Raw genomic sequence first — 22,909 nt, forward strand, 5'->3', positions numbered from 1 at the left:
AGCGCGCCTGCAATTGTTGGCAACGGCGCAGGGAGAGGTTCACCCGCCCGCCAGCCGCTTGCTCATTCTGACAAAGCGTATGCCGTCCAGACTTTCTTCTGCCCCATCGGCGAAGCCCGCTTTTCGATAAAATCCAACCGCTGTGAGCGAAGAATTCACGTGCAGAACCTGGATCCCCCGACGAAGAGTCGCTCCCTCTAGGGCGGCTAGAAGCTCGCGACCGATTCCGGCACCTTGATATTCGGGAAGGACGAACAAACGGCGCACTGTTTCGTCGACCAGACCGGCAGCGGCGACGATCCGGCCACCGTGCTCCACAACGAAGAAATCTCCCTCGCGAATCAGCGCCTCGATGCGCCCGGGACTGCTGCTCGAGACCACGGTCTCGATCGTTTCAGGCGCGTAATCCGCGGCATTCGATTCGCGCGACGTAACGGCAATGACGTTACTGATGCCTTCTGCATCCGCCACAACGGCCGGTCGTGTCACGCTTTCTAACTTCACTCTCCACCCTCTCAGCCATCTGATGTCGGCAGCTTCCGACGTCCGGGCCAAACTCTCGTAGCGTCGCTCAGCGGCGCCTTGGCGTCCAGCCAGCCGGCATGGCCGGCGTTCGCATCGCCCTTTTCTTTTCCTGCAGGCACGATTATCCTCGCGCCACTACCGACGACCCTCGAGGGAGAGACCGGCCCGCTTCTAGCCACTGGGCCGGCGCCGAAGGAGCAACCGCCCCCGGAAACTCTCAGGCAAAAGGACTTCGAGGCGAGGACAATCTGGAAAGTAGGCGGGAAACCGTCTCACCCACGGTGAAAGCCCGGCACAGAGTTCGCCGGGTGAATCTCTCAGGTTAGCGACAGAGGGGGCTGGTTCCGGCATTTCGCCGGGATGCCTTACGCTGACCGGAGAGATTTATGGCCGATACCGACCTCTTGAAGACTCCCCTTTACGACCTGCATGTCGAGCTCGGCGCCAAGATGGTGCCGTTCGCCGGCTATGACATGCCGGTGCAGTACCCGATGGGCGTCAAGGCGGAGCATCTCCATACCCGCGCCAAGGCCGGGCTCTTCGACGTCTCCCACATGGGACAGGTGAAGCTGACCGGTCCGGACGCGGCGCGCGATCTCGAACGGCTGGTGCCGGGCGACCTCGACGGGCTCGGCCACGGGCAGATGCGCTACACGATGTTCACCAACGAGGCGGGCGGTATCCTCGACGACCTGATGGTCTGCCGCATCGAGAATGGCCTGATGGTCGTCGTCAACGCGGCCTGCAAGGACGCCGACATCCGCCATATGCGCGCGCATCTCTCCTCGGAGATCGAGGTGCTGGAGGACCGCGCGCTGATCGCCCTGCAGGGCCCGGGCGCCGAGATGGCGCTCTCCGCCCTCGCCCCCGCCGCCGCGACCCTCACCTTCATGACCGGCCTGGAAATGGACATCGACGGAGCGGCCTGCTTCGTCACCCGCTCCGGCTATACCGGCGAGGACGGTTACGAGATTTCCGTGCCCGCCGACGAGGCCGAGGCGCTCGCCCGCAAGCTGCTGGCGCAGAACGACGTCGAGGCGATCGGCCTCGGCGCGCGCGATTCGCTGCGCCTCGAAGCGGGGCTTTGCCTCTACGGCCACGATATCGACGAGACCACGACCCCGGTCGAGGCCGCGCTCACCTGGTCGATCGGCAAGCGCCGGCGTACCGAAGGCGGCTTCCCGGGCGCCGACGTCATCCTGAAACAGATCGCCGAGGGCACGGCCCGCAAACGCGTCGGCATCCTGCCGGAAGGCCGCGCCCCCGCCCGCGAGGGCACCGAGATCCAGGCACCGGACGGTTCCACCATCGGCGCCATCACCAGCGGCGGCTTCGGGCCGACGCTCGAGGCGCCGGTCGCGATGGGCTACGTGACGGCGGAGCATTCCGCCGCCGGAAGCGCCGTAAATGTGGTCGTTCGGGGCAAAGCCCTGCCGGCCAGAACTGCCAAGATGCCGTTCGTTCCGAACGGCTACAAACGTTGAAAACAAAGCACCCGAGGGGAACAGAGAGATGAGCGAGCGTCGCTTTACCGAAGACCATGAATGGATCGATCTCGACGGCGAGATCGGCACCGTCGGGATCACCGATTTCGCCCAGGAACAGCTCGGCGAGGTCGTCTTCGTCGAGGTTCCGGACGTCGGCAAGACCGTTTCCAAAGGCGACGAGACCGCCGTGGTCGAATCCGTGAAGGCCGCGAGCGAGCTTTACGCCCCCTGCGCCGGCGAGGTCGTCGAGGCGAATGACGCGCTCGCCGATACCCCGGATCTGGTCAACAGCGATCCCGAAGGCGCTGCCTGGTTCTACAAGATCAAGATTTCCGACAAGGCGGAGTTCGACGCCCTGATGGACGCCGACGCCTACAAGGCCCACACCGAGGCCTGATCCACGGGCGCGGCCACCCGCACGGGACCGGCCGCGCTCCAACAAAGCAAAGAATGACGCACGGCCCCCGGGCCGGAAGGAGCTGACGCGATGAGCGCGATGACGGACAACAGACTGGCTTTTGCCGAGCAGGAAGAGAGCGACGAGTTTATCCGCCGCCATATCGGTCCGAGCACCGAGGAACAGGCGGTCATGCTGAAGGCCCTCGGTTACGAGAGTCTCGACGCCCTGATCGACGATGCCATTCCGCCGAAGATCCGCTCCAAGGACCCGCTCGCCCTGCCGCCGGCCCAGACCGAAAGCGCCGTGCTGCAGAAGCTCCGGCAATATGCCAACAACAACGTGCTGAACCGGTCGCTGATCGGCATGGGCTATTACGGCACACGGGTCCCGGCCGTGATCCAGCGCAACATCCTGGAGAACCCCGCCTGGTACACGGCCTATACGCCCTACCAGCCGGAAATCAGCCAGGGCCGGCTGGAAATGCTGCTCAATTTCCAGACCATGATCGCGGACCTGACCGGGCTCGAGATCGCCAACGCCTCCCTGCTCGACGAGGGCACCGCGGCGGCCGAGGCCATGGCCTTCTGCCAGAAAGCCTCCAAGAACAAGGGCATGGTCTTCTTCGCCTCCGAAAACTGCCATCCGCAGACCATCGACGTGCTGAAGACCCGCGCCGAGCCGATCGGCGTTTCCGTCGTCGTCGGCAATGTAAACGATGGATTGCCGGAAGACGCCTTCGCCGTGCTGCTCCAGTACCCGGACACCTACGGCGCGGTCGCGGACTATGCCACCGTGGTCGAGAAGGCCCATGCCCAGGGCGCGCTCGCCGTGGTCGCGGCGGACCTGCTTGCCCTGACCCAGCTCACCCCACCGGGCGAGTTCGGCGCCGACGTCGCGATCGGCACCAGCCAGCGCTTCGGCGTACCGCTCGGCTTCGGCGGCCCGCACGCCGCCTATTTCGCGACGAAGGACGAGTACAAGCGCTCGATCCCCGGCCGTATCGTCGGCGTCTCGGTCGACCGCAACGGCGACAAGGCCTATCGCCTCGCGCTGCAGACCCGCGAGCAGCATATCCGGCGTGAGAAGGCGACCAGCAACATCTGTACGGCCCAGGTCCTGCTCGCGGTCATGGCCGCCGCCTATGCCTGCTATCACGGGCCCGACGGGCTGCGGAAGATCGGCCGGCGAGTGCATCGCCGGACCGCGATCCTGGCCCAGGGCCTGCGCGATCTCGGCTACAAGATCGCCCATGACAGTTTCTTCGACACGATCCTCGTCGAAACCGACGACTGGACCGGCTCCGTCGTCGAGGCGGCGCGGATCGAGGGCGTGAACCTGCGGATCTTCGAGGACAACAAAGTCGGGATCTCGCTCGACGAGACGTGCACCAGAGAGCTGGTCGAGCGTCTCTGGGCCATGATGGCCTTCGACTCGATGAAGGAACTGACCTACGAGGAGGTCTCCGGCCGCACGCCGGACGCGCTTCCGGAGAAGCTGCTGCGCAAGAGCGATTTCCTCACCCACCCCGCCTTCAATACCTACCATTCCGAGACCGAGATGCTGCGCTATCTGCGCCGCCTCGCGGACAAGGACGTGGCGCTCGACCGCTCGATGATCCCGCTCGGTTCCTGCACCATGAAGCTGAACGCGACCACCGAGATGATCCCGGTCACCTGGGCCGCCTTCTCCGACATCCATCCTTTCGCCCCGCGCGACCAGGTCGAGGGCTATCACCAGATGATCTCGGAGCTGGAGCGGATGCTGGCGGAGATCACCGGCTATGCCGCCGTCTCGCTGCAGCCGAACGCCGGCTCCCAGGGCGAATATGCCGGCCTGCTGGCGATCCGCGCCTATCACGAGAGCCGGGGCGACAGCGGACGCAACATCTGCCTGATCCCGAGCTCGGCCCACGGCACCAACCCGGCCTCCGCCGCGATGGCGGGCATGAAAGTCGTGGTCGTCAAATGCGACGAGAACGGCAACGTGGACATGGAGGACCTGAAGGCGAAGGCGGAGCAGCACAGCGCCAGCCTCGCGGCCCTCATGGTCACCTACCCCTCGACCCACGGCGTCTTCGAGGAGACCATCACCGAGATCTGCGACCTGATCCACGAGCATGGCGGGCAGGTCTATATGGACGGCGCCAACCTCAATGCCATGGTGGGCGTCTGCAAGCCGGGCAAGTTCGGCTCCGACGTCAGCCACCTCAACCTGCACAAGACCTTCTGCATCCCGCATGGCGGCGGCGGCCCCGGTGTCGGCCCGATCGGCGTCGGCGCCCATCTCGCCCCGTTCCTGCCCGGCCACCGCACGCTCGGCGCGCCGGAAAGCGCGATCGGCCCGGTCAGCGCGGCGCCCTATGGCAGCGCCGGCATCCTGCCGATCTCCTGGTCCTATATCGAGCTGATGGGCGCCAACGGCCTCCGCAGCGCGACCGAGGTGGCGATCCTCTCGGCGAACTACGTCGCCCGCCGGCTCGAGGAGCATTATCCGGTGCTCTACAAGGGCAAGAAGGGTCTCGTCGCGCATGAATGCATCATCGACCTGCGCCCGCTGAAGGACGCGACCGGCGTCACCGTCGAGGACGTCGCCAAGCGGCTGATGGATTACGGCTTCCACGCCCCGACCATGTCCTTCCCGGTCGCCGGCACGCTGATGATCGAGCCGACCGAGAGCGAGCCGCTCTCCGAGCTGGAGCGGTTCTGCGAGGCGATGATCGCGATCCGCGGCGAGATCCGCGAGATCGAGGAGGGCAAGCTGACCCACGAGGAAAGCCCGCTCGCCTTCGCGCCGCATACCGCGTCCGACCTGCTGGCCGATGATTGGGACCGGAAATATTCCCGCGAACGCGGCGCCTTCCCGGTGAAATCCCTCCGCGAGGCGAAATACTGGCCGCCGGTCGCCCGGATCGACCAGGCCTACGGGGACAAGAACCTGATCTGCTCCTGCCCGCCGCTCGAGGCCTATCAGGACGCGGCAGAGTAAAGACAGCGAGATGAGCAAGAGCGTCAATCGCGTGAAGGCGGCAGCGGAAGCGGCCGGCCTCGCAACCGAGATCCTGCGCATGCCGGACTCGACCCGGACCGCCGAGGAAGCGGCGACCGCCTGCGGCTGCGAGGTCGGGCAGATCGTGAAATCGCTGATCTTCAAGGGGGCGGAGAGCGGCGAATTGAAGCTGCTGCTGGTCTCCGGCAGCAACCAGGTCGATCTCGGCAAGGCCGCCGCTTTGGCCGGCGAGCCGCTGGAACGGGCCGACCCGAAGGAAGTTCGTGAAATTACCGGCTTCGCCATCGGCGGCGTCGCACCGATCGGGCATCTGCTTCCGGTTGCCAGCTGGATGGACGAAGACCTGCTCGGCTACGGGAAGATCTGGGCCGCGGCCGGCGCACCGAATGCCGTGTTCGAGACCGAGCCGGACGCCCTCAGGGACGCCGCCGGCGCGACCGTCGCGAAACTCAGCTAGCGGCGGCGGGCGGCTTCCCGCTTTCCGGAGGGCCCATCCCGGCGAGCGCGCCGCCGAGCAGATCGTCGATGAAGAGACTGACGAGCTGCGAGCGGCCCGCGACTCCGGCCTTGGCGTAGATGCGGGTCAGCTGGGCCCGCACCGTGCTCGCGGCGGTGTTCCGGAATGCCGCTATCTCTCCGATTTCGAAGCCCTTGATCGCCAGCAGGGCGACATCCCGCTCCGCTTCGGTGAGGTCCCATTTCCGGAAATGCTCCTCGATCACCGTGCCGAGCGCGCCGGACGCCACCGTGACCGCGGTTTCCGCGCGTCCCGCCCGGTCGAGCACGCGGCGCATCTCCCGCGCGCCGAACACCACGCCGATGATCAGAACGAGGCCGATCACCGCTTCGAACGCATTGTGCGGGTTGAGCTCGTCGACCCGAAGGTCCTCGATCGAGTCGACGATGAAGAAGACGGCGCAAAGCGCCTGCAGGACGAGCACGGCTGCCAATCCGTAGGTTCGCCCCCGTGACTGGCCGCTCGTTATCTGTCCGCTCACGCCGGTTCCTTTACGTTTCTTCGGACTTCCGGCCGGAGAGCCAGGTCATCTGCCTGACGAGGTTGGTCCCGGTCAGGCGGGATTCGAGCAGGACGCCGCTCACATGGATCGCCGCCATCACGATCAGCAGCGTTGCCGCCACCTCGTGCGTCTCCTCGGCGGCTTCACCGAGCATCCCGTATTCGCCCACGATGTCGAGCACCATACCGGTGGCACCGACGAGGAACAACATGGCCCAGAGGCCGTAGACCATAAGCGCGCCGAGCGGATTGTGCGACGTATGCGCCCGCCTTGACCCTGAGAACATCGATCCGAGATGGGCGAGCGCCGCACGCGGGCTCGGCGGGAAGGATGTGAACCTTGCGCGTTCGGTCCCGACAAGGCCCCAGATCATTCTGAGTCCGAGCATGGCGAGCGCGACATAGCCGATCCAGACGTGAAGCACCGACTCCTCGTCGACGATCGCGTAATTCAGGAGGACCGACAGGGCGATGGTCCAGTGGGTGATCCGGACGAGCGGGTCCCAGACCCGCTCCTCCGCCTGAAGCTGGGCGGACATCAGTCCTCGCGCTCCTTCTTCAGGATCTTGCCGGTCGCGGGGTCAAGCTTGAGTTCCCACTTTTCGGATCCCTGGGTCGCCTTGACCTCGATCCGGCCGTGTTCTTCACGCTCAACGCGGATCACCTTGTAGCCCTCCTTCGCGAGCATCTCGGTAATCTGCGCTTCGCTCAGCTTCGAGGCATCCGTGGTGGAATAGGAACTGGCAAGGGTCTGCCCGGCGAGCGGGACAGCAATCATCGCGGCGGCCGTCAGACCGAGTAGCATTTTTTTCATCGGAGGCTCCATCCTCTGTGATCGCCCGGCTGCCGATCGGTGCCGGTGGTTCAAAGATGGAGGGGCTTGGCGCCCCGCGGAATGCGCCTTCCGCTTACGTAGAGGGCCATAAGCAATAGCTTACGGCCTGGGATACGCGCTTTTCCGAAATTTACTGCGGATCAGAGCTTCAGCCCCTTGTTGTCGTCATCCCCGCTCTTTTTCTCCTCCTGCTTCGGCGCGCCGGGTTTCACCCGGCGGATAATGATGTCCCCGTTGGGGAGAACCTCCGGCGGCTCGTATTGCGGGATCGCGGCGAAGAACGCCCGGAGGCCGTCGATCACGAGCTGCGCCCCGCGCTCGATGGTATCGGCCGGCGCCTCTTCGGACGCGGCGCGTACCGGGCCGGCGGCAACGGCCAGCGAAAGCCCAAGCAGGAATATGGTCGGCTTAACAATACTCATGGCGAAGCTCCTCGGTCAGGGCACCTCATGATAGCGATGATTTGGCCAACAAAAAGGCGATGCGATCAACCTTCGCGGTCCGCCACCAGCGTGTCGGCGACGGCGGTCACGCCGGAAACCAGCGGCCGGACATCCTCGCGCGCCATACCGAGCGCATCGGAAATGCATTGCGCCACCCCTTGCGACTTTTCCCGCATCGCCCGCCCGGCCTCCGTCAGCGAGACCATGACCTGCCGCTCGTCGTTGGCCGCTCTCCGGCGGTGGACAAGACCCGCCGCCTCCAGACGCTTCAGGAGCGGCGTCAAAGTGTTGGATTCCAGATGCAGCAGCGCGCCAAGCTGGCCGACATTCTGATCGTCCCGCTCCCAGAGCGCGAGCAGCACGAGATACTGCGGATAGGTCAGGCCGAGCTCGCCGAGCAGCGGTTTGTAGACCCGGTTCATCGCGTGATGCGCCTTGTAGAGGGCGAAGCAGAGCATATCCTCCAGGGGTGGACGCGCGAGCCGGTCGGTCGGTGCAGAGGGCATGTCTTTCTCCAGGCAATGTATCATCCAAATTTAATCGCGTGCGATTAAATCGCAAGCCCTTGACATTGGCTTCACGATGATTATTTATATCGCACACGATTTAATCGTCCACAATCAAACGGAGATGAACCATGTCTGTGAATGTCCTCTACACCACCGGCGCCACCGCAACGGGGGGCCGCGAAGGCACCGCCAAGACGGTCGACGGAATCCTCGATGTCGCACTGGTGAAACCGAAAGAGCTCGGCGGAACCGGCAAGCCGGGCGTCAATCCGGAACATCTCTTCGCCGCCGGATACGCGGCCTGCTTCCTCGGCGCGATGAAGTTCGTCACCTCTCAGAAACAGTCCGACGTGAAGATCACCGACGAGACCACCGTCACCTCTTCGGTCGGCATCGGTCCGCGCGCTGAAGGCGGCTTCGGTCTCGAGGTATCGCTGGAGATTTCTGTGCCGGGCGCCGACAAGGCCGCGGTCGAGGACCTGGTGGAGAAGGCCCATCAGGTCTGCCCGTACTCCAACGCGACGCGGAACAATCTCGACGTGAAACTGTCGGTCGCCTGAACCGTCGAAACCTGAAACGGACATTGAGGGTCGCTCCTGACGGAGCGGCCCTTTTCCTATTCGTTCCGAAGCAGCGGCGCCGCCTTCTGGGACAGTGCGCTCCAGGTGCCGACTAGCCCGAGCCCGATCGTCAGCAGCGTGGAGAGAGCGGCGGTCGCGGTGACCGAGACCGCATCGAAAGCGAAATCGGCGCGCATGAGAAGCGCGATCACCAGATAACCGATGACGGTGCCGATCAGGGCCGAGACCAGCGAGGTCGCGAGGCCCAGTAGCCCGTATTCCATGACATAGGCCGTCAGGACCTTGCGCCGCGTCGCGCCCAGGACCTTCAGCACCACCGCATCGTAGATCCGCCGCTGGTGTCCCGAGATGACCGCCCCGGCGAGGACCAGCACGCCGGCCAGCAGAGTTACGGAGGCGGTAATCCGGATCGCGATGCCGACCGCGTCCATGATGCGGCCCGCATTCTCCAGCGCGTCCTTCACCCGGATCGCGGAGACGTTGGGGAAGCGGTCGGTCACGGCGCGCTGCACCGCCTCCTCCGCCTCCGGCGTCTCGGCATAGACCGTCGAGATGATGCTGTGCGGCGCCGCCTCGAGCGTGCCGGGCGCGAAGACGAAGACGAAATTCATCCCGAGCGACTGCCACTCGATGTTGCGCAGATTGTGCACCGTCGCGGTGATCTCGCGGCCGAGCACGTTCAGCTTGATCGTGTCGCCGATGCCGATGCCGTAGCCGCGCGCGATCTCGGCGTCGAAGGAGAGCAGCGGCGGCCCCTTGTAGTCGGTCGGCCACCATTCGCCCTCGACCAGATCGGTGCCCGGCGGCGGCGTGGCGGCGTAGGTCAGCCCCCGGTCGCCGTTGATGGTCCATTGCACGTCCGGATCGACCTTGCGCTCGCCCGCGGGCACGCCCGCGATCTCGACGATCCGGCCACGCACCATCGGCGTGCGCTCCATCTTTGTGATGCCGGGCACGTTCTCCACTGTCCGGATGAAGTCCTCAACCTGGTGCGGCTGGATATCGATGAAGAAATAGGACGGCGCCTTTTCCGGGATCTGTTCCTTGAGCTGGCGAGAAAGGTTCGCCTCGACCAGCGCAATCGCGACCAGCACCGTCAGGCCGAGACCGAGCGAGAGGATGACGCTCGCGGTCGGCGCGCCCGGCCGGTGCAGGTTGGCGATGGCGAGCCGAAGGTCCGGGCGTTTCGGCGCCGGGATGGCGCGGGCCGCGCGGACGATCAGGAGCGCCCCGCCACCGAAGAGGAGCAGCACGCCGACCGCGCCGGCGATGAAGGACCCGGCGAGTTTCGGATCGCCGGTCGTGACCAGCACCAGGGCGGCGAGCACGGCGGCGCTGATTGCGCTCCAGAGAATGTACGGGCCCGGCGGACGCCCGCCCGGCGGCACGATCAGGGCGCGGAAGAGCTGTGCGGCCCGGACCGACCCGGCACGCCCGAGCGGCCAGAGCGAAAAGGCGATGGTGGTGAGATAGCCGAATGCGCCGGCGGTCAGGAGCGGAGCCCAGTAGATCCCGCCCGGAACCTCGAACGGCAGCATGCCGGAGACGAGCTTGCCGGCAACGAGCGGCGCCACGGCGCCGAACAGCAGACCGAGTCCGATGCCGACGGAGGCGACCACCATGATCTGGATGAAATAGGCCGTGAACACCGTCGAGGTCGAAGCCCCGAGACATTTCAACGTGGCGATGGTCGCCATCCGGCGGTCGAGAAAGCTGCGCACGGCATTGGCGATGCCGACCCCGCCGACGAGAAGCGCCGTCAGTCCGACGAGGGTCAGGAACTGGGTGACGCGGGAGATGAACCGGTCGAAACCGGGCGCGGCGCGGTCGAGGCCGCGGATCCGCCAGCCGGCGTCGGGGAACCTCTCATTTGTCTGTTCGATCCATGCCGCCCCGTCGGTGCCGGGGGCAAGGGCGACGCGGTAATGGAAGCGGATCAGGCTGCCGCGCTGGACAAGTGCTGTCTCCGGCAAGGCTGCCGTGGACACCATCACCCGCGGCCCGAAGGACGCAAAACTGACCGCCCGGTCCGGTTCCTTGACGATGATGTCGCGGACCTCGATCTCGGCCTCGCCGATCCTCAGACGGCTGCCCGGCTGGAGATCCAGCCGCGCCGCGAGCGAACTGTCGATGACCGCGCCGTAGACGCCGTCACGCGCTGCCAGAATCTCCCGGATCGACCCGCCCTTCTCGAGTTCCATCGCTCCGAACAGGGGATAACTGTCGCTGACGCCCTTCAGCTCGACCAGCGTCCGGCGGTCGCCGTCGGACTTGCGGGCCATGGCGCGCATCTCCACCGTCTCCGCGACACGGCCGGACTGGCGGAACCAGTCCTGCTGCTCTTCCGTCGCCTCCCGGTGGCTGAAGCGGATGTCGATATCGCCGCCGAGGATCTCCCGCGCGTCGCGCTCGACCCCGGCCATCATCGCGGAGGAGACGGACCCGACGCCGGCCATCGCGGCGACGCCGAGCGCGAGACAGGCAAGGAAAACCCGGAAGGAGGACGCACTGCCGCGCAGCTCGCGACGAGCGATCTTGAGGGCAACGGAGAGGTTCTTCATCAGGCGCGCTGCCGTTCGTCCGCGGTCTCGCCCGCTTCCGCGACCTTCGGGGCCGGGCGACGACGGGTATCTTCGACGATCTTGCCGTCGGCCATGGAGATCACCCGGGCGCAATGCTCGGCAAGCGCCGTGTCGTGGGTGATCAGCACCAGGGTAGTGCCGTGACGTTCGCTCAACTCGAAAAGCAGTTCCATGATCCGGTCGCCGGTCGCACCGTCGAGATTGCCCGTCGGCTCGTCCGCCAGCAGCAGTTTCGGGCGGGTGACGAAGGCGCGGGCGATGGCCACGCGCTGCTGCTCGCCGCCGGAGAGCTGGTCCGGGTAGTGCGTCACCCGATGCCCGAGGCCTACCCGCTCGAGGCTTTCCCCGGCGAGGGCGAATGCATCCGAACGGCCCGCCAGTTCGAGCGGGATGGCCACGTTCTCCAGCGCCGTCATCGTCGGCACCAGACGGAAGGCCTGGAAGACGATCCCGACCGTGTCGCGGCGGAACTCGGCGAGCGCATCCTCGTTCATCTTCGAAAGATCGTGGCCCGCGACCGAGACCGTGCCGGAGCTCGCCTGCTCCAGCCCGCCCATCACCATCATCAGGGTCGACTTTCCGGCGCCGGACGGACCGACGATGCTGACGGTCTCGCCCGCGCTCACGTCGAGATCGATTCCGCGCAGGATATTGACCTCGCCCGCCCCGCTTCTCAGGTTAAGGTGCAGGTCGGACAGCCGGATCAGTGACATGAGTTCCTCTTCGATAATCCGTCGGCAAGGCGGGCCGGGCTTCCCGGACATGCCGGGAAAAAGCGCGTCATCGGGATATGGGGCGGGCGGTTCATATTGCAACGCCGCATGGCGCACGCTCCGCGCCGCTTTCCTCGGGGTTTTCGCGTTTCTCACGGTTTCCTACGCGGGAATAACGCTGGCGGATGCCGAAACCCGGATCCTCGGGCTTGGCGACAGCCTCATGGCCGGCTACGGGCTGCCGCCGGGCGAGAGCTTCCCCGACCAGCTCCAGCGCGCGCTGACGTCGGATGGCCTGCAAGTCGAGGTGACGAACGCCGGAGTGTCCGGAGATACCAGCGCCGGCGGCCGGGCGCGGCTCGACTGGGCGCTCGCTTCCGATCCGCACGCGGTGATCCTCGAACTCGGCGCGAATGACGGATTGCGCGGCCTCGATCCGGCGGAGACGCGGCGCAATCTCGACGCTATCCTGACCACGCTCGGCGAACGGGGCCTGCCGGTCCTGCTGGCGGGCATGCTGGCGCCGCCCAATCTCGGTCAGGAATACGGCGCGGAGTTCGAGGCCGTGTTCCGCGATCTGGCGGAAAAGCACGGCGCGCTGTTCTATCCGTTCTTCCTCGATGGCGTCGCAAGCGATCCGGCGCTCAACCAGGCGGACGGCATTCATCCGACGGCGGACGGCGTCGCAATCATCGTCGAGCGCATCATGCCCCTGGTGAAGGAGCTGATTGCGCGGAGCGAAACAGCGACCCGTTGATCCCCGGCAAAGACAGCGACTAAACTCCGCCCCTTCCGGGCCCATTCTGCCCGCCCGAAATCAACGGAAGAGACATATCGATGGAATACCGCCCGCTCGGACGAACGGACCTGCGCGTCAGCGTGATCTGCCTCGGCACAATGACCTACGGCGAGCAGAACACGGAGGCCGAGGGCCACGAGCAGATGGATTACGCGCTGGAGCGCGGGGTGAACTTCTTCGACACGGCGGAGATGTATTCCGTGCCGCCGCGCGCCGAGACCTACGGCCGCACCGAAGAGGTGATCGGCACCTGGTTCAAGGCCAGCGGCAAGCGCGACAAGGTGATCCTGGCGACCAAGGTGGTCGGCCCGGGCGACCGCTTCGCCCATGTCCGCGACGGCAAACCCAAATTCGACCGGGCGCATATCACGCAGGCGGTCGAGGACAGCCTGAAGCGGCTGCAGACCGATTATATCGACCTCTACCAGCTGCACTGGCCGGAGCGCAGCGTGAATACCTTCGGCAAGCTCGGCTATACCCATGTCGAGGACGAGGACTGGACGCCGCTGGAAGAGACGCTCGGCGTGCTCGCCGACCTGATCAAGCAGGGCAAGATCCGCCATGTCGGCCTTTCCAACGAGACCCCCTGGGGCGCGATGAAATGCATCGCGCTCGCGGAGACGCTGGGCCTGCCGCGCGTGGTCTCGATCCAGAACCCCTACAACCTGCTGAACCGCAGCTTCGAGGTCGGTCTGGCGGAAGTCGCGATCCGCGAGGATTGCGGGTTGCTCGCCTATTCGCCGATCGCGGGCGGGGTCCTTAGCGGCAAATATCTCGACGGCGCGCAGCCCGAAGGCGCACGGATGACCAAATTCCCCGGCAATTTCTCCCGCTATTCGACGCCGAACGCCGAGCCCGCCACCATCGCCTATGTCGAGCTCGCGAAAGAGTTCGGATTCGCGCCCGCGGACCTCGCCAACGCCTTCGTCAACACCCGCCGGTTCACCACGTCGAACATCATCGGCGCGACGACGATGCAACAGCTAAAAAGCAATATCGATACGTGGGATATGACCCTTCCGGACGACGTCCTGGAGGAGATCGAGCGCATCCATCACCTCTACTGCATGCCCTGTCCTTGACAGGAAACGCGGGCGTGATACGCAGCTTGTATGAACAGGCTGTTCGTCGCGCTCGCGCTGCCCGAGCATGTCAGGTCCGCCCTGACAGGTCTGCGGCGCGGTTTTCCCGGGGCCCGCTGGGTCGCCGAGGAGAATTTTCACCTCACGCTCCGCTTCATTGGTGAGGTCGACAACCGGGCGATGGACGATATCGCGGACCAGCTGGACCGGATCCGCGAGCCCGGCTTCGACCTCGAGATCGACGGCTTCGGCTGTTTCGAGACCAAGGGCAAGGTCCGGGCACTCTGGGCCCGCACGGTCGGCAGCGACGAACTCTCCCACCTGCAGCGCAAGATCGACACCGCACTTGATGCCGTCGGCGTCCCGCGGGAGACCCGCAAATTCAAGCCGCACATCACGCTGGCACGGTTCAAGGACGCGCCGCTCGACCAAGTGAACCGCCTGATCTGCGAGGCAAGCCCGTTCCGCATGGCGCCTTTCCCCATCGGATCCTTCACGCTATTCCGGAGCTTCCTGAACCGGGACGGGCCGATCTACCGTCCGGAAGTTGTCTATCCGCTCGATGGCGACGACTTCTCGGACCCCTATTTCGACGAGTTCCGGGACGACGAGGAAACCGACTGGGAAGAAAGCGAAGCGGCATCGTCACATTAGCCGCCGGACGACACGGATTCTTCACATTGTCCTGCAAGGATGGGAGCAGACCAGAACAGCCACGGTGAGCCATGCTGCGCCTCGTCCTTACTGCTCTCTGCCTCCTGACCGTCGCGCCGGGCATGGTCCGGGCCGAAATTCCGGTCGATATCGAACTCCTGCTGGCGATCGACTGTTCCTCGAGCGTCGATGACGAGGAATTCATCCTCCAGGTCCAGGGCATGGCGAATGCGTTCCGGGATCCGATGATTCAGGAAGCGATCCAGGGTGGCCCCGAAGGCGTGGTCGGGATCTCGGTGATCCAGTGGTCGAGCGACCGGTTCCAGAACGTCGCGATCCCGTGGCGGTTGCTCGCCGGCCCGGCGGATGCCGACAAGCTGGCGGACGAGATCGCCGCCATGCCGCGCACCATCGGGACCGGCGCCACCTCGATCGCCAACGCCCTGCTGTTCGCCGCCGAGAGCTTCAACGGCAACGGCATGGAGGGCTACAGACGGGTCATCGACATGTCGGCGGACGGCGAGAACAACCAGGGACTCGATATCCACATCGCCCGGGCCCAGGTACTGGCCCGCGGCATCGTCATCAACGGGCTCGCGATCCGCAACGAGTTCCCCAATCTCGACATTTATTTCCAGGACCGGGTGATTGGCGGCGACCGGGCCTTCGCCGAGTCCGCGAAGGACTACGTGGACTACCGGAACGCGATCTTCCGCAAACTCTTCCGTGAGCTGCGCGATGTGCCGGTTGCGGTCGGACCGGAGCTTGACCCATCATGGAAGGAAGCGTCGCTTCTGCCGCATCCCTGAGGCGGAAGCCGAAGAGCAACGATGCAGGTGACGGTTTGCGCATATTGAAAACGGTTCTGGGCCTTTGTCTCCTGCTGCTCGCCCCGTCCTCCGTTGCGCAGTCCGAATATCCCGTCGACGTGGAGCTCGTCCTCGCGCTCGACTCCTCCGCCAGCGTCGACCGCTTCGAGTTCGACCTGCAGCTCCGGGGCCTCGCGCTTGCCTTCAGCGATCCCGAGGTCCAGGAAGCGATCAAGGGTGGTCCCTTCCAGGCCATCGCGGTCACCATGCTGGAATGGTCCAGCGCCGACCGGCAGGCGGTCAGCATTCCCTGGCGGCTGATCGACAGCCCCGAGAGCGCCAACGCGCTGGCAGCCGAGATCGCCGACTCGCCCCGGAACGTGGAGACCGGCGCGACCTCCCTCTCCGCCGCACTGTTCTATTCGGTCCCGCTTTTCGCCGCGAACAGCTACTCCGGACAGCGTCAGGTCATCGATATCTCCGGCGACGGTTTCAACAATTCCGGCCGCACCATGCGCGACGGGCGCGAGTTCGCAAGAGGGGCCGGCGTAATCGTCAACGGGCTGGCGATCCAGAATCAGGTGCTCGATCTCGGCGGCTATTTCGAGGACTACGTCATCACCGGCCCCGGCAGCTTCGTGATCACCGCGAACGACTACCAGGACTACGTGAAGGCGATCCGGCAGAAGCTGCTGAGGGAAATCCGGGCAGGGCCGATTTCCTAGCCGCGGGCCTGCTCGAAACCGCCGAGAAACGCCGCGAGATTGGCGCCGAGCTGATCGGAGATGTACCCACCCTCCTGCACCAACAGGCTCGGATGCCCGGCTTCCGCGATCGCCCGTCCCATGCGCCGAAACCCGTCCGTCGTGATCTTGCAATAGGCGAGCGGATCCGCTTCGGAGGCATCCAGGCCGAGAGCCACGACCAGAGCGTCGGGCTTGTAGGCCGCGACACCGTCGAGCGCGTCCTTGAGGATCTCCAGATAGGCGTCGTCTCCGGTACCGCGTGGGAGCGGGTAATTGACGTTCGCGCCCGCCCCGTCGCCCTCCCCGGTCTCGTGCGCGAAGCCGGTGAAGAAGGGGTAATAGTCCGCTGGGTCGCCGTGCAGGGAGACCGTCAACACGTCGCCGCGGGTGTAGAAGATTCCCTGCGTGCCGTTGCCGTGATGCACATCGACATCGAGGATCGCGACCTTTGCGGCCCCGCGGTCGCGCAGGCGCTGGGCGGCGATGGCGGAGTTGTTGAGGAAGCAGAAACCGCCCGCCTGGTCGGCATAGGCGTGATGCCCCGGCGGGCGGCAGAGGGCGTAGAGATAGGCGCCACGCTTGCCCGCATCGAGATCGTCGGCGAGCAGGTCCGCCGCCGTCACCGCGACGTCGGAGGAGGCCAGCGCCCCCTGCCAGGTCCCGGCCCCAATCGGGCAGGCGGTATCCGCCTGGTAGTGCCCTGCCTGGGCCACGATATGCTGCGGCGGCTGGGACATGTTGCGGCCGGAATGCACGTTCGGGACGATCTCGTCGGCATGGTCCGGCAGCTCGCACCACCGCGCCCAGCCGTTTTCAAGAAAATCGAGATAACCTTCATCATGGATCCGAGCCGCCGGGCCGACGCCGTGCGTCTTCGCCGGTACCGTCTCGTGCCCGGCCTCGCGCGCCGCCTTGAAAAGGATCTCCGCCCGCTCCGGCTTTTCCGGGCACTGCCCGATCGCGCCGCGCATGATGAAGCGCTTGGGGGCATGCGCCGCATGCCCCTCCGTATAGACCACTCGCATGTCCGGTACTCTCTCTAGAGCGGGATGTTGTCGTGCTTCTTCCAGGGATTCTCGAGCTGTTTGTTCTTCAGCATCGAGAGGCCCCGGCAGATCCGGCGCCGGGTATTGTGCGGCAGGATGACGTCGTCGATATAGCCGCGCGCGCCCGCCACGAAGGGATTGGCGAACTTGTGGCGGTATTCCTCGGTGCGTTCGGCGATCTTCGCCTCGTCGCCGAGATCGCCGCGGAAGATGATCTCCACCGCCCCTTTCGGCCCCATCACCGCGATTTCCGCCGTCGGCCAGGCGAAATTTAGGTCTCCGCGCAGATGCTTGGAACTCATGACGTCATAGGCGCCGCCATAGGCCTTGCGGGTGATGACCGTGATTTTCGGCACCGTGGCCTCGGCATAGGCATAGAGCAGCTTGGCGCCGTGCTTGATGATGCCGTTGAACTCCTGCGAGGTGCCCGGCAGGAAGCCCGGCACGTCGACGAAGGTGACGATCGGAATGTTGAAGCAGTCGCAGAAGCGCACGAAGCGCGCGGCCTTCTTCGAGCTTTCGATATCGAGGCAGCCGGCCAGCACCATCGGCTGGTTGGCGACGATCCCCACCGTCGAGCCCATCATGCGGGCGAAACCGACGAGGATGTTGCCGGCGAAGTTCGGCTGGATCTCGAAGAAATCGCCCTCGTCGACGACCTTCTCGATCAGTTCCTTCATGTCGTAGGGCTTGTTCGGATTGCTCGGCACCAGGGTGTCGAGCGACAGTTCCGGACGGTCCATCACGTCCGAGGTCGGGCGGACCGGCGGCTTCTCGCGATTGTTGGCCGGCAGAAAGTCGATGAAGCGGCGCAGCTGCAGCAGCGCTTCCACGTCGTTCTCGAAGGCGAGATCGGCGACGCCGGACTTGGTCGAATGCGTCACCGCGCCGCCCAGTTCCTCCTGGGTGACGGTCTCGTGGGTCACCGTCTTCACCACGTCGGGGCCGGTGACGAACATGTAGGAGCTGTCCTTCACCATAAAGATGAAGTCAGTCATGGCCGGCGAATAGACCGCACCGCCGGCGCAGGGGCCCATGATCATGGATATCTGCGGCACCACGCCGGAGGCGAGCACGTTGCGCTGGAACACCTCGGCATAACCGCCGAGGGAGGCGACGCCTTCCTGGATCCGCGCGCCGCCACTGTCATTGAGGCCGATCACCGGAGCGCCGACCTTCATCGCCTGGTCCATCAGCTTGCAGATCTTCTCCGCATGGGCTTCCGAGAGGGAGCCGCCGAAGACCGTGAAATCCTGACTGAAGACGAAGATCATGCGGCCGTTCACGGTGCCGTATCCGGTCACCACGCCGTCGCCGGGCACTTTGTTCTCGGCCATGCCGAAATCGGTGCAACGGTGCTCGACGAACATGTCCCATTCCTCGAACGAGCCTTCGTCGAGCAGGACCTCGATCCGTTCCCGCGCCGTCAGCTTGCCTTTCGAGTGCTGCGCCTGAACGCGCTTCTCGCCGCCGCCGGCCCGCGCGCCCGCGCGCATTTCCTCAAGCCGCTGAATGATGTCCTGCATATGCGTCTTCTCCCCTGAACGCGCAACGATAGGCCCAGCTTGTGCAGCGCGTCAAACCCGGCACATGGCGGCAAATCGCGCGGCGTTTTCCATGTCGCGCGCGAGCGTCCGGCGCCTCTCGGCGGCTTCCGAATCCTCGCCCCAGCGCTCGGCCTGGAACAGCTCATCGAGCAGGGCAAACTCGACGCCCTTCGCCGCATCGATCCTGCCTTCGACCACCGCGAGCGCGATGATCAGCGAACCGAGCCCGGTGGTCAGCTGGTAAAGGCCGGAGAGCACGAGATCGTCATAAGCGGCGACGCCGAGACGCAAGGCCTTGAGCGCCGGTTCCGGCTGCACCGCCGGCATGATCCCGGCGGTCACAGTGAGCCGGGCGTCGAATCGCCCTTCCGCCCAGTCGAGGAGAGGCTGCCAGGAGGCCATCTGGCGTTCCGCCAGGTCCGCCGGCGCCTCGGCCCGGTAGCAGACCAGGTCGGAGCCGCCATAGGCCGCGATCTGGTCGATCACCGCCTCGCGCTGCGTCGTCACCCGGTCGATCCCGGTCGCGGCGAGCGACATGAAGGGCATCGAGCCGGGCTCGACCTTCTCCCCCTGCGCCTCCCATTCAGCGGCGATCGCAGCGGCCAGCGCCTCGCCCTGCAGCAGCATCTGGGCCTTTGCAGGCGTCCGGATCGGCCGCCCGTCCAGCAACACCTGATATCCGCCGTCCGCCAGGCCGACCGACGCGGTCTTGTAGAAACGTTTCACGCGTTACTCCAGAAGCTTCTTGATCCCGCCAAAGATACCGTCAACGGCCTTTCCGGGAAGCTTGATGACTTCGTCGGCCGATTTCGAAACTCCGGCCGGCTTGTCGGCGCCCCCGTTGGCCTCGGCGCCGATCTTGGCGGCCTCCTCCGGGCTCATGCCTTCCGCCAGGGCGATAGCGGCCGGACAAGGATCCTCGCTGGAGCCGGACGAAACAAAGGGCAGCATCAGGGCGAGCGGGTTGAGCGCCGTCAGGGCCACCGCACCCGCGCCGAGCACCGCCGATTTCGCGGCACCGGCCGGGTCGGGATAGATCTTCGGATCGGTCATCGGCCCGGAAATCCGGATCGGGGTCGCGAGACTGACGAAGCTGAAATCCTTCGGTTTCGGCTGCAGGAGGAAATCCACCGTCTCTTCGCGCAGGTTGACGGTACCGTCACCGCCCACCGTCACACGGGAGCTGTCGACAAGGAAAACCACGGAATCCGCATTCCCGTCCTTGATGTCGAAGCGCGTCGCCATGCAATTGAGTTTGCCTTCCTTGTCAGCGGTTTTACCGATGAACGGCAGCAGGCTGGTGACGAGGTCGGCGGCGATCAGCTCCCAATAGGTGTTCGAGACCTTCCCGTCCTTCATGTAGACGGCCGCATGCCCGTTGACCGTATCCATCGTCTCCCGCGGCGTCCGCCCGCTGGCGGTCAGCGCCAGGGACGCGTTGCCGTAGCCGCTGATCACGTCGCTGTCGAAATATTCCCGGACCACATCGCCGAAATGGGCTCCGGTCCATGTTCCGTCGAGTGAGATCGCCGCCAGCGGCGCCTTGCTGCCGTCGAGCGATGCCTCGAACTTCGCGAGCCCCTCGTTCAGGATCCCTTCGGATGGGAAAACGGTCAGCACGCGGTCCGACAGAGAGGCGCGCAGGTCGAGGTTCTTCGCCGTAAGCCCGGGCATCCGAAGCTCGCCGGCCTTGAGATCGAGCGATCCGTCGGCGAGGTCAAGAATTTCGACCGGCAACGGTTTGTCGAGTGGATCGTTCTGTTTCTCGGTCGGACCACCGGCCGCCGGTGAAGACTGCGCGCCCGCCGTCATCCAATCGTCGAGATAGGGCTCGAGGTCGAGCAGGTCGCTCTGCAGAACGACATCGATCTTCGGACGCTTGCCCTCGAGGCCAAGCTTCACCGAGCCGGTCAGATCGGACCGTCCGATGCGCGCATCGAGGCCAGAGAGGGTGAGGCTGGTGAACCGGTCCTCGATCTGAACAAGGGTGACCTGCCCCTTGACCGCCACCTTCTCCCCGGAAATCCGGCCGGTGATGTCGAAGGGAAGCGCCTGCCCTTTCTCGACCAGTGCCTTCAGCGAAGGGAAGCGGCCGGCAATGTCGATCTCCTCGGCGCCGAAACGGCCGACGACCTTTCCGACGAACGGTTCGGCCATCGAGGAGGCCTTGAGGGACAGGGTCTCGACCCTGATCCTGTCGGCTTCCGCCGCGCCGTCAGGCAGATAGGTCGCGCCCGCCATATCGAGCGCGAATTTCCCGTCAATGGCCGAGAGAATGGACGCGATCGTGCGGCCTTCTCCGGCCAGGTCGACATCGACATCGGCCCGGCCCGACGCCCGCCCGTCGATGCCGAGCCGGCGTGACGCAATGTCCAGATCGACGTTCTTCCAGAGCACGCGGGACGAGAACCGGGTCCTCTCGCCCGCCGGCTCGATGCGCACGGCGGCCTGGAGGTGCGCCCGCGCGAGCATCATGTCCGGGATCGAAAGGGAGAGAACCTCGTCGTTCAGACTGACCGCGATATCGAGGTCGCGCACCTTGTCCTGCGCCGTCGAGACGTCCGCCGCCCGGATATGCGCCTCGCCGGATAGCCCTTTCAGGACGACGTTCCGAAGCGGGGTGTCCAGTCCGATATCGCCCGCGTGCTCGATCAGGTTAAGGACCGCCTTCGGCTCTGTTCCGACGACATCGAGCGAGACCGCGAGCTTGGAGATCGAGAAATCCCGCCCCGCGTCGGGGCCGGCCGGGTCCTGATAGCGCACCAGCGGCACCGCCGCTTCGCCTTTGACGCGGGCACCGGCGATCAGCTCGCCGAGGCGGCTGCCCGATGTCTCGATCTGCAGGCTAAGATCTCCGCCGGCTTCGAACCCGGCGGCATCGATGGCCGTGCCGGCGAGCCGGTCGAAATCCGCCCCTTTGATGGAGAGGTCCGCGCGTCCGGAAAGCCCGCGCCCCTCGCGGGTGACATCCGCTTCAAGACGGATCGGGGATCCTGCATAGACAGCCCAGAGCGGCGCAACAGAGAGTTTTCCGTCCCGCATTTCCGCCGTCAGAGTAATATCGGAAGCATCCGCGGCGGTGCTTTTCAGATGTTTCACATTCAGCGAGAGCGACACCTCCGCGGCGTCGAGCCAGTCGGCCGGTACGCGTTTGTCGAGCATGTCCGCGATCCCGTCCGACGCATTCTCCCTCGAAGCGCCCCGGCCGGATCCTTTCGCCATCGCTTCGAGCGGACGCAGATCGATCACCTCCGACTTCAGTGCGGCGGAGATCCTCGGGATCCGGCCGGAACCGTCGAACTTGAACTCGCCGGAGAGATCGGAGGAGAGCGCGGCGACCTTCAGATCCTGAATCGCGATATTCGCCGGGATGCCGTCCTCGTAGGCGAAGAGAAGCTTGCCGGAGACCTTGAACGGTTCGCCCATGGCTTCGCCGGTGATGTCGAACGGCTGCGGCACGCTTGCGTCCCCGAGGGAAACGGCGGGCGGCAGCTTGCCCGACAGGGCGATCCGCTTGCCGTCCACCGACATGTCCACGATCGCGTCCACGGGGTTTTCCATATCCGGCGCATCGAGATCGATCGAGGTGATGTCCACCTCGTGGCGAATCCCTTCGAGCCGATCGTCGTAGACGATGTCGACATCGATGAGCGTCACGCTCTCGACAACGGGGAACATGCCGTCATGTCCGCCCGAGGAGGAGGAGTCCTCTTCCCCGGAACGCTCCATTCCTGGAAACACCCAGTTCGCGCGCCCGCCGGGGTCACGCTCGAGAGTCACGCTGGCATGTTCGACGAACAGGCTCTCGACGATCACGATGCCGTCGAACACCCGGTTCAGATCCAGATCCGCTTCCAACACTCCGATGCGCACCATTTCAGGGGCCTCGCCCCAGGCGGCATTCTGGAAGCTGACATCCTCAACGCGGATTTTCGGAGTCCAGGAGAGTTCGTAGCTGAGCGGCCCCGAGATCTTCAGCGAGCGGCCCGTCGCTTTCTCGACCTGCTCGGCCAGAAGCTTTTTCACATCATTGGAGTCGAGCGTGAAGACATAGACCGCCGTGCCGGCGACCGCGACGATGACAAGCGCCAGAAGGCCGAGGAGGCCATATTTCAGAAAGCGCATCA

At 65.3% G+C, this 22,909-nt stretch carries 22 protein-coding genes and 2 riboswitches; of the genes, 10 read left to right on the forward strand and 12 right to left on the reverse strand.

What is annotated here, in order from left to right; all coding sequences use genetic code 11:
* Window positions 1-39: 39 nt before the first annotated feature.
* Window positions 40-504 carry a GNAT family N-acetyltransferase gene (locus IG122_RS21685; protein WP_193188576.1) on the reverse strand — a complete coding sequence of 155 codons (465 nt, stop codon included), beginning with the start codon at window positions 502-504 and terminating at the stop codon, window positions 40-42.
* 162 nt (window positions 505-666) lie between these two features.
* Window positions 667-768, forward strand: a riboswitch (glycine riboswitch).
* 4 nt (window positions 769-772) lie between these two features.
* Window positions 773-858: riboswitch (glycine riboswitch) on the forward strand.
* A 53-nt stretch (window positions 859-911) separates the two neighbouring features.
* Between IG122_RS21685 and gcvT the strand changes: the two genes are divergently transcribed.
* From gcvT to IG122_RS21705, 4 genes are all read left to right on the forward strand, one after another.
* Entirely contained in the window at window positions 912-2,009 is a 1,098-nt protein-coding gene (gene gcvT / locus IG122_RS21690; RefSeq protein WP_193188578.1) for a glycine cleavage system aminomethyltransferase GcvT, read from the forward strand.
* Window positions 2,010-2,037: 28 nt separating this feature from the next.
* The gene (gcvH, locus tag IG122_RS21695; protein WP_193188580.1) at window positions 2,038-2,409 is read left to right on the forward strand and encodes a glycine cleavage system protein GcvH; all 372 of its coding nucleotides are present in this window, start codon (window positions 2,038-2,040) and stop codon (window positions 2,407-2,409) included.
* A gap of 90 nt (window positions 2,410-2,499) precedes the next feature.
* The gene (gene gcvP, locus IG122_RS21700) at window positions 2,500-5,397 is read left to right on the forward strand and encodes an aminomethyl-transferring glycine dehydrogenase (protein ID WP_449867122.1); all 2,898 of its coding nucleotides are present in this window, start codon (window positions 2,500-2,502) and stop codon (window positions 5,395-5,397) included.
* A 10-nt stretch (window positions 5,398-5,407) separates the two neighbouring features.
* Window positions 5,408-5,875, forward strand: coding sequence for a YbaK/EbsC family protein (locus IG122_RS21705; RefSeq protein ID WP_193188582.1), 468 nt, complete (start codon window positions 5,408-5,410; stop codon window positions 5,873-5,875).
* Here the strand turns inward: IG122_RS21705 and IG122_RS24510 are convergent.
* The 5 genes from IG122_RS24510 to IG122_RS21730 form a co-directional block, all read right to left on the reverse strand.
* A complete protein-coding gene (locus tag IG122_RS24510) occupies window positions 5,868-6,416 on the reverse strand; it encodes a helix-turn-helix transcriptional regulator (RefSeq protein WP_193188584.1) in 549 nt (182 codons plus the stop codon). The two genes, IG122_RS21705 and IG122_RS24510, sit on opposite strands and share 8 nt — an antisense overlap.
* Window positions 6,417-6,426: 10 nt before the next feature.
* Window positions 6,427-6,975, reverse strand: a complete 549-nt coding sequence (locus IG122_RS21715; protein ID WP_193188586.1) for a cytochrome b/b6 domain-containing protein — start codon at window positions 6,973-6,975, stop codon at window positions 6,427-6,429.
* The gene (locus IG122_RS21720) at window positions 6,975-7,250 is read right to left on the reverse strand and encodes a PepSY domain-containing protein (RefSeq protein WP_193188588.1); all 276 of its coding nucleotides are present in this window, start codon (window positions 7,248-7,250) and stop codon (window positions 6,975-6,977) included. Before IG122_RS21720 ends, IG122_RS21715 begins: the two co-directional genes overlap by 1 nt.
* 161 nt (window positions 7,251-7,411) lie before the next feature.
* Window positions 7,412-7,693 (reverse strand): hypothetical protein, encoded by a 282-nt coding sequence (locus IG122_RS21725; RefSeq protein WP_193188590.1) that lies wholly within the window; start codon window positions 7,691-7,693, stop codon window positions 7,412-7,414.
* A 65-nt stretch (window positions 7,694-7,758) separates the two neighbouring features.
* Window positions 7,759-8,220 (reverse strand): MarR family winged helix-turn-helix transcriptional regulator, encoded by a 462-nt coding sequence (locus IG122_RS21730; RefSeq protein ID WP_193188592.1) that lies wholly within the window; start codon window positions 8,218-8,220, stop codon window positions 7,759-7,761.
* 131 nt (window positions 8,221-8,351) lie between these two features.
* On the opposite strand from IG122_RS21730, the gene IG122_RS21735 reads away from it, so the two are divergent.
* Window positions 8,352-8,783, forward strand: coding sequence for an organic hydroperoxide resistance protein (locus IG122_RS21735; protein ID WP_193188594.1), 432 nt, complete (start codon window positions 8,352-8,354; stop codon window positions 8,781-8,783).
* Between the two features lie 56 nt (window positions 8,784-8,839).
* Here IG122_RS21735 and IG122_RS21740 read toward each other — a convergent pair whose 3' ends face one another.
* Together IG122_RS21740 and IG122_RS21745 are read right to left on the reverse strand one after the other, a co-directional pair.
* Window positions 8,840-11,365, reverse strand: coding sequence for an ABC transporter permease (locus IG122_RS21740; protein ID WP_193188596.1), 2,526 nt, complete (start codon window positions 11,363-11,365; stop codon window positions 8,840-8,842).
* Window positions 11,365-12,099, reverse strand: coding sequence for an ABC transporter ATP-binding protein (locus IG122_RS21745; RefSeq protein WP_193188598.1), 735 nt, complete (start codon window positions 12,097-12,099; stop codon window positions 11,365-11,367). Before IG122_RS21745 ends, IG122_RS21740 begins: the two co-directional genes overlap by 1 nt.
* A 49-nt stretch (window positions 12,100-12,148) precedes the next feature.
* Here IG122_RS21745 and IG122_RS21750 point away from each other — a divergent pair, with 49 nt between their 5' ends.
* The 5 genes from IG122_RS21750 to IG122_RS21770 all read left to right on the forward strand — a co-directional run bounded on the left by IG122_RS21750 (window position 12,149) and on the right by IG122_RS21770 (window position 16,168).
* A complete protein-coding gene (locus IG122_RS21750) occupies window positions 12,149-12,856 on the forward strand; it encodes an arylesterase (RefSeq protein WP_193188600.1) in 708 nt (235 codons plus the stop codon).
* Between the two features lie 80 nt (window positions 12,857-12,936).
* Complete coding sequence (locus IG122_RS21755) at window positions 12,937-13,980, forward strand: NADP(H)-dependent aldo-keto reductase (protein WP_193188602.1); 1,044 nt, start codon at window positions 12,937-12,939, stop codon at window positions 13,978-13,980.
* Between the two features lie 30 nt (window positions 13,981-14,010).
* Complete coding sequence (thpR, locus tag IG122_RS21760; protein WP_193188604.1) at window positions 14,011-14,634, forward strand: RNA 2',3'-cyclic phosphodiesterase; 624 nt, start codon at window positions 14,011-14,013, stop codon at window positions 14,632-14,634.
* Between the two features lie 71 nt (window positions 14,635-14,705).
* Window positions 14,706-15,443 (forward strand): DUF1194 domain-containing protein, encoded by a 738-nt coding sequence (locus tag IG122_RS21765; RefSeq protein ID WP_193188606.1) that lies wholly within the window; start codon window positions 14,706-14,708, stop codon window positions 15,441-15,443.
* The gene (locus IG122_RS21770; protein ID WP_193188608.1) at window positions 15,410-16,168 is read left to right on the forward strand and encodes a DUF1194 domain-containing protein; all 759 of its coding nucleotides are present in this window, start codon (window positions 15,410-15,412) and stop codon (window positions 16,166-16,168) included. Before IG122_RS21765 ends, IG122_RS21770 begins: the two co-directional genes overlap by 34 nt.
* Here the strand turns inward: IG122_RS21770 and IG122_RS21775 are convergent.
* Genes IG122_RS21775 through IG122_RS21790 form a run of 4 tightly spaced genes read right to left on the reverse strand, consistent with a single transcriptional unit; the run spans window position 16,165 to window position 22,907 of the window.
* Window positions 16,165-17,214, reverse strand: a complete 1,050-nt coding sequence (locus tag IG122_RS21775) for a histone deacetylase family protein (protein ID WP_193188610.1) — start codon at window positions 17,212-17,214, stop codon at window positions 16,165-16,167. The genes IG122_RS21770 and IG122_RS21775 overlap by 4 nt on opposite strands.
* 14 nt (window positions 17,215-17,228) lie before the next feature.
* Entirely contained in the window at window positions 17,229-18,761 is a 1,533-nt protein-coding gene (locus tag IG122_RS21780) for an acyl-CoA carboxylase subunit beta (RefSeq protein ID WP_193188612.1), read from the reverse strand.
* 51 nt (window positions 18,762-18,812) lie between these two features.
* Window positions 18,813-19,508, reverse strand: a complete 696-nt coding sequence (locus IG122_RS21785; protein WP_193188614.1) for an ATP12 family chaperone protein — start codon at window positions 19,506-19,508, stop codon at window positions 18,813-18,815.
* A 3-nt stretch (window positions 19,509-19,511) separates the two neighbouring features.
* Window positions 19,512-22,907 carry an AsmA family protein gene (locus tag IG122_RS21790; RefSeq protein ID WP_193188616.1) on the reverse strand — a complete coding sequence of 1,132 codons (3,396 nt, stop codon included), beginning with the start codon at window positions 22,905-22,907 and terminating at the stop codon, window positions 19,512-19,514.
* Between the last annotated feature and the right edge of the window lie 2 nt (window positions 22,908-22,909).

The sequence above is a fragment of the Nisaea sediminum genome, from assembly GCF_014904705.1.
Classification (GTDB): domain Bacteria; phylum Pseudomonadota; class Alphaproteobacteria; order Thalassobaculales; family Thalassobaculaceae; genus Nisaea; species Nisaea sediminum.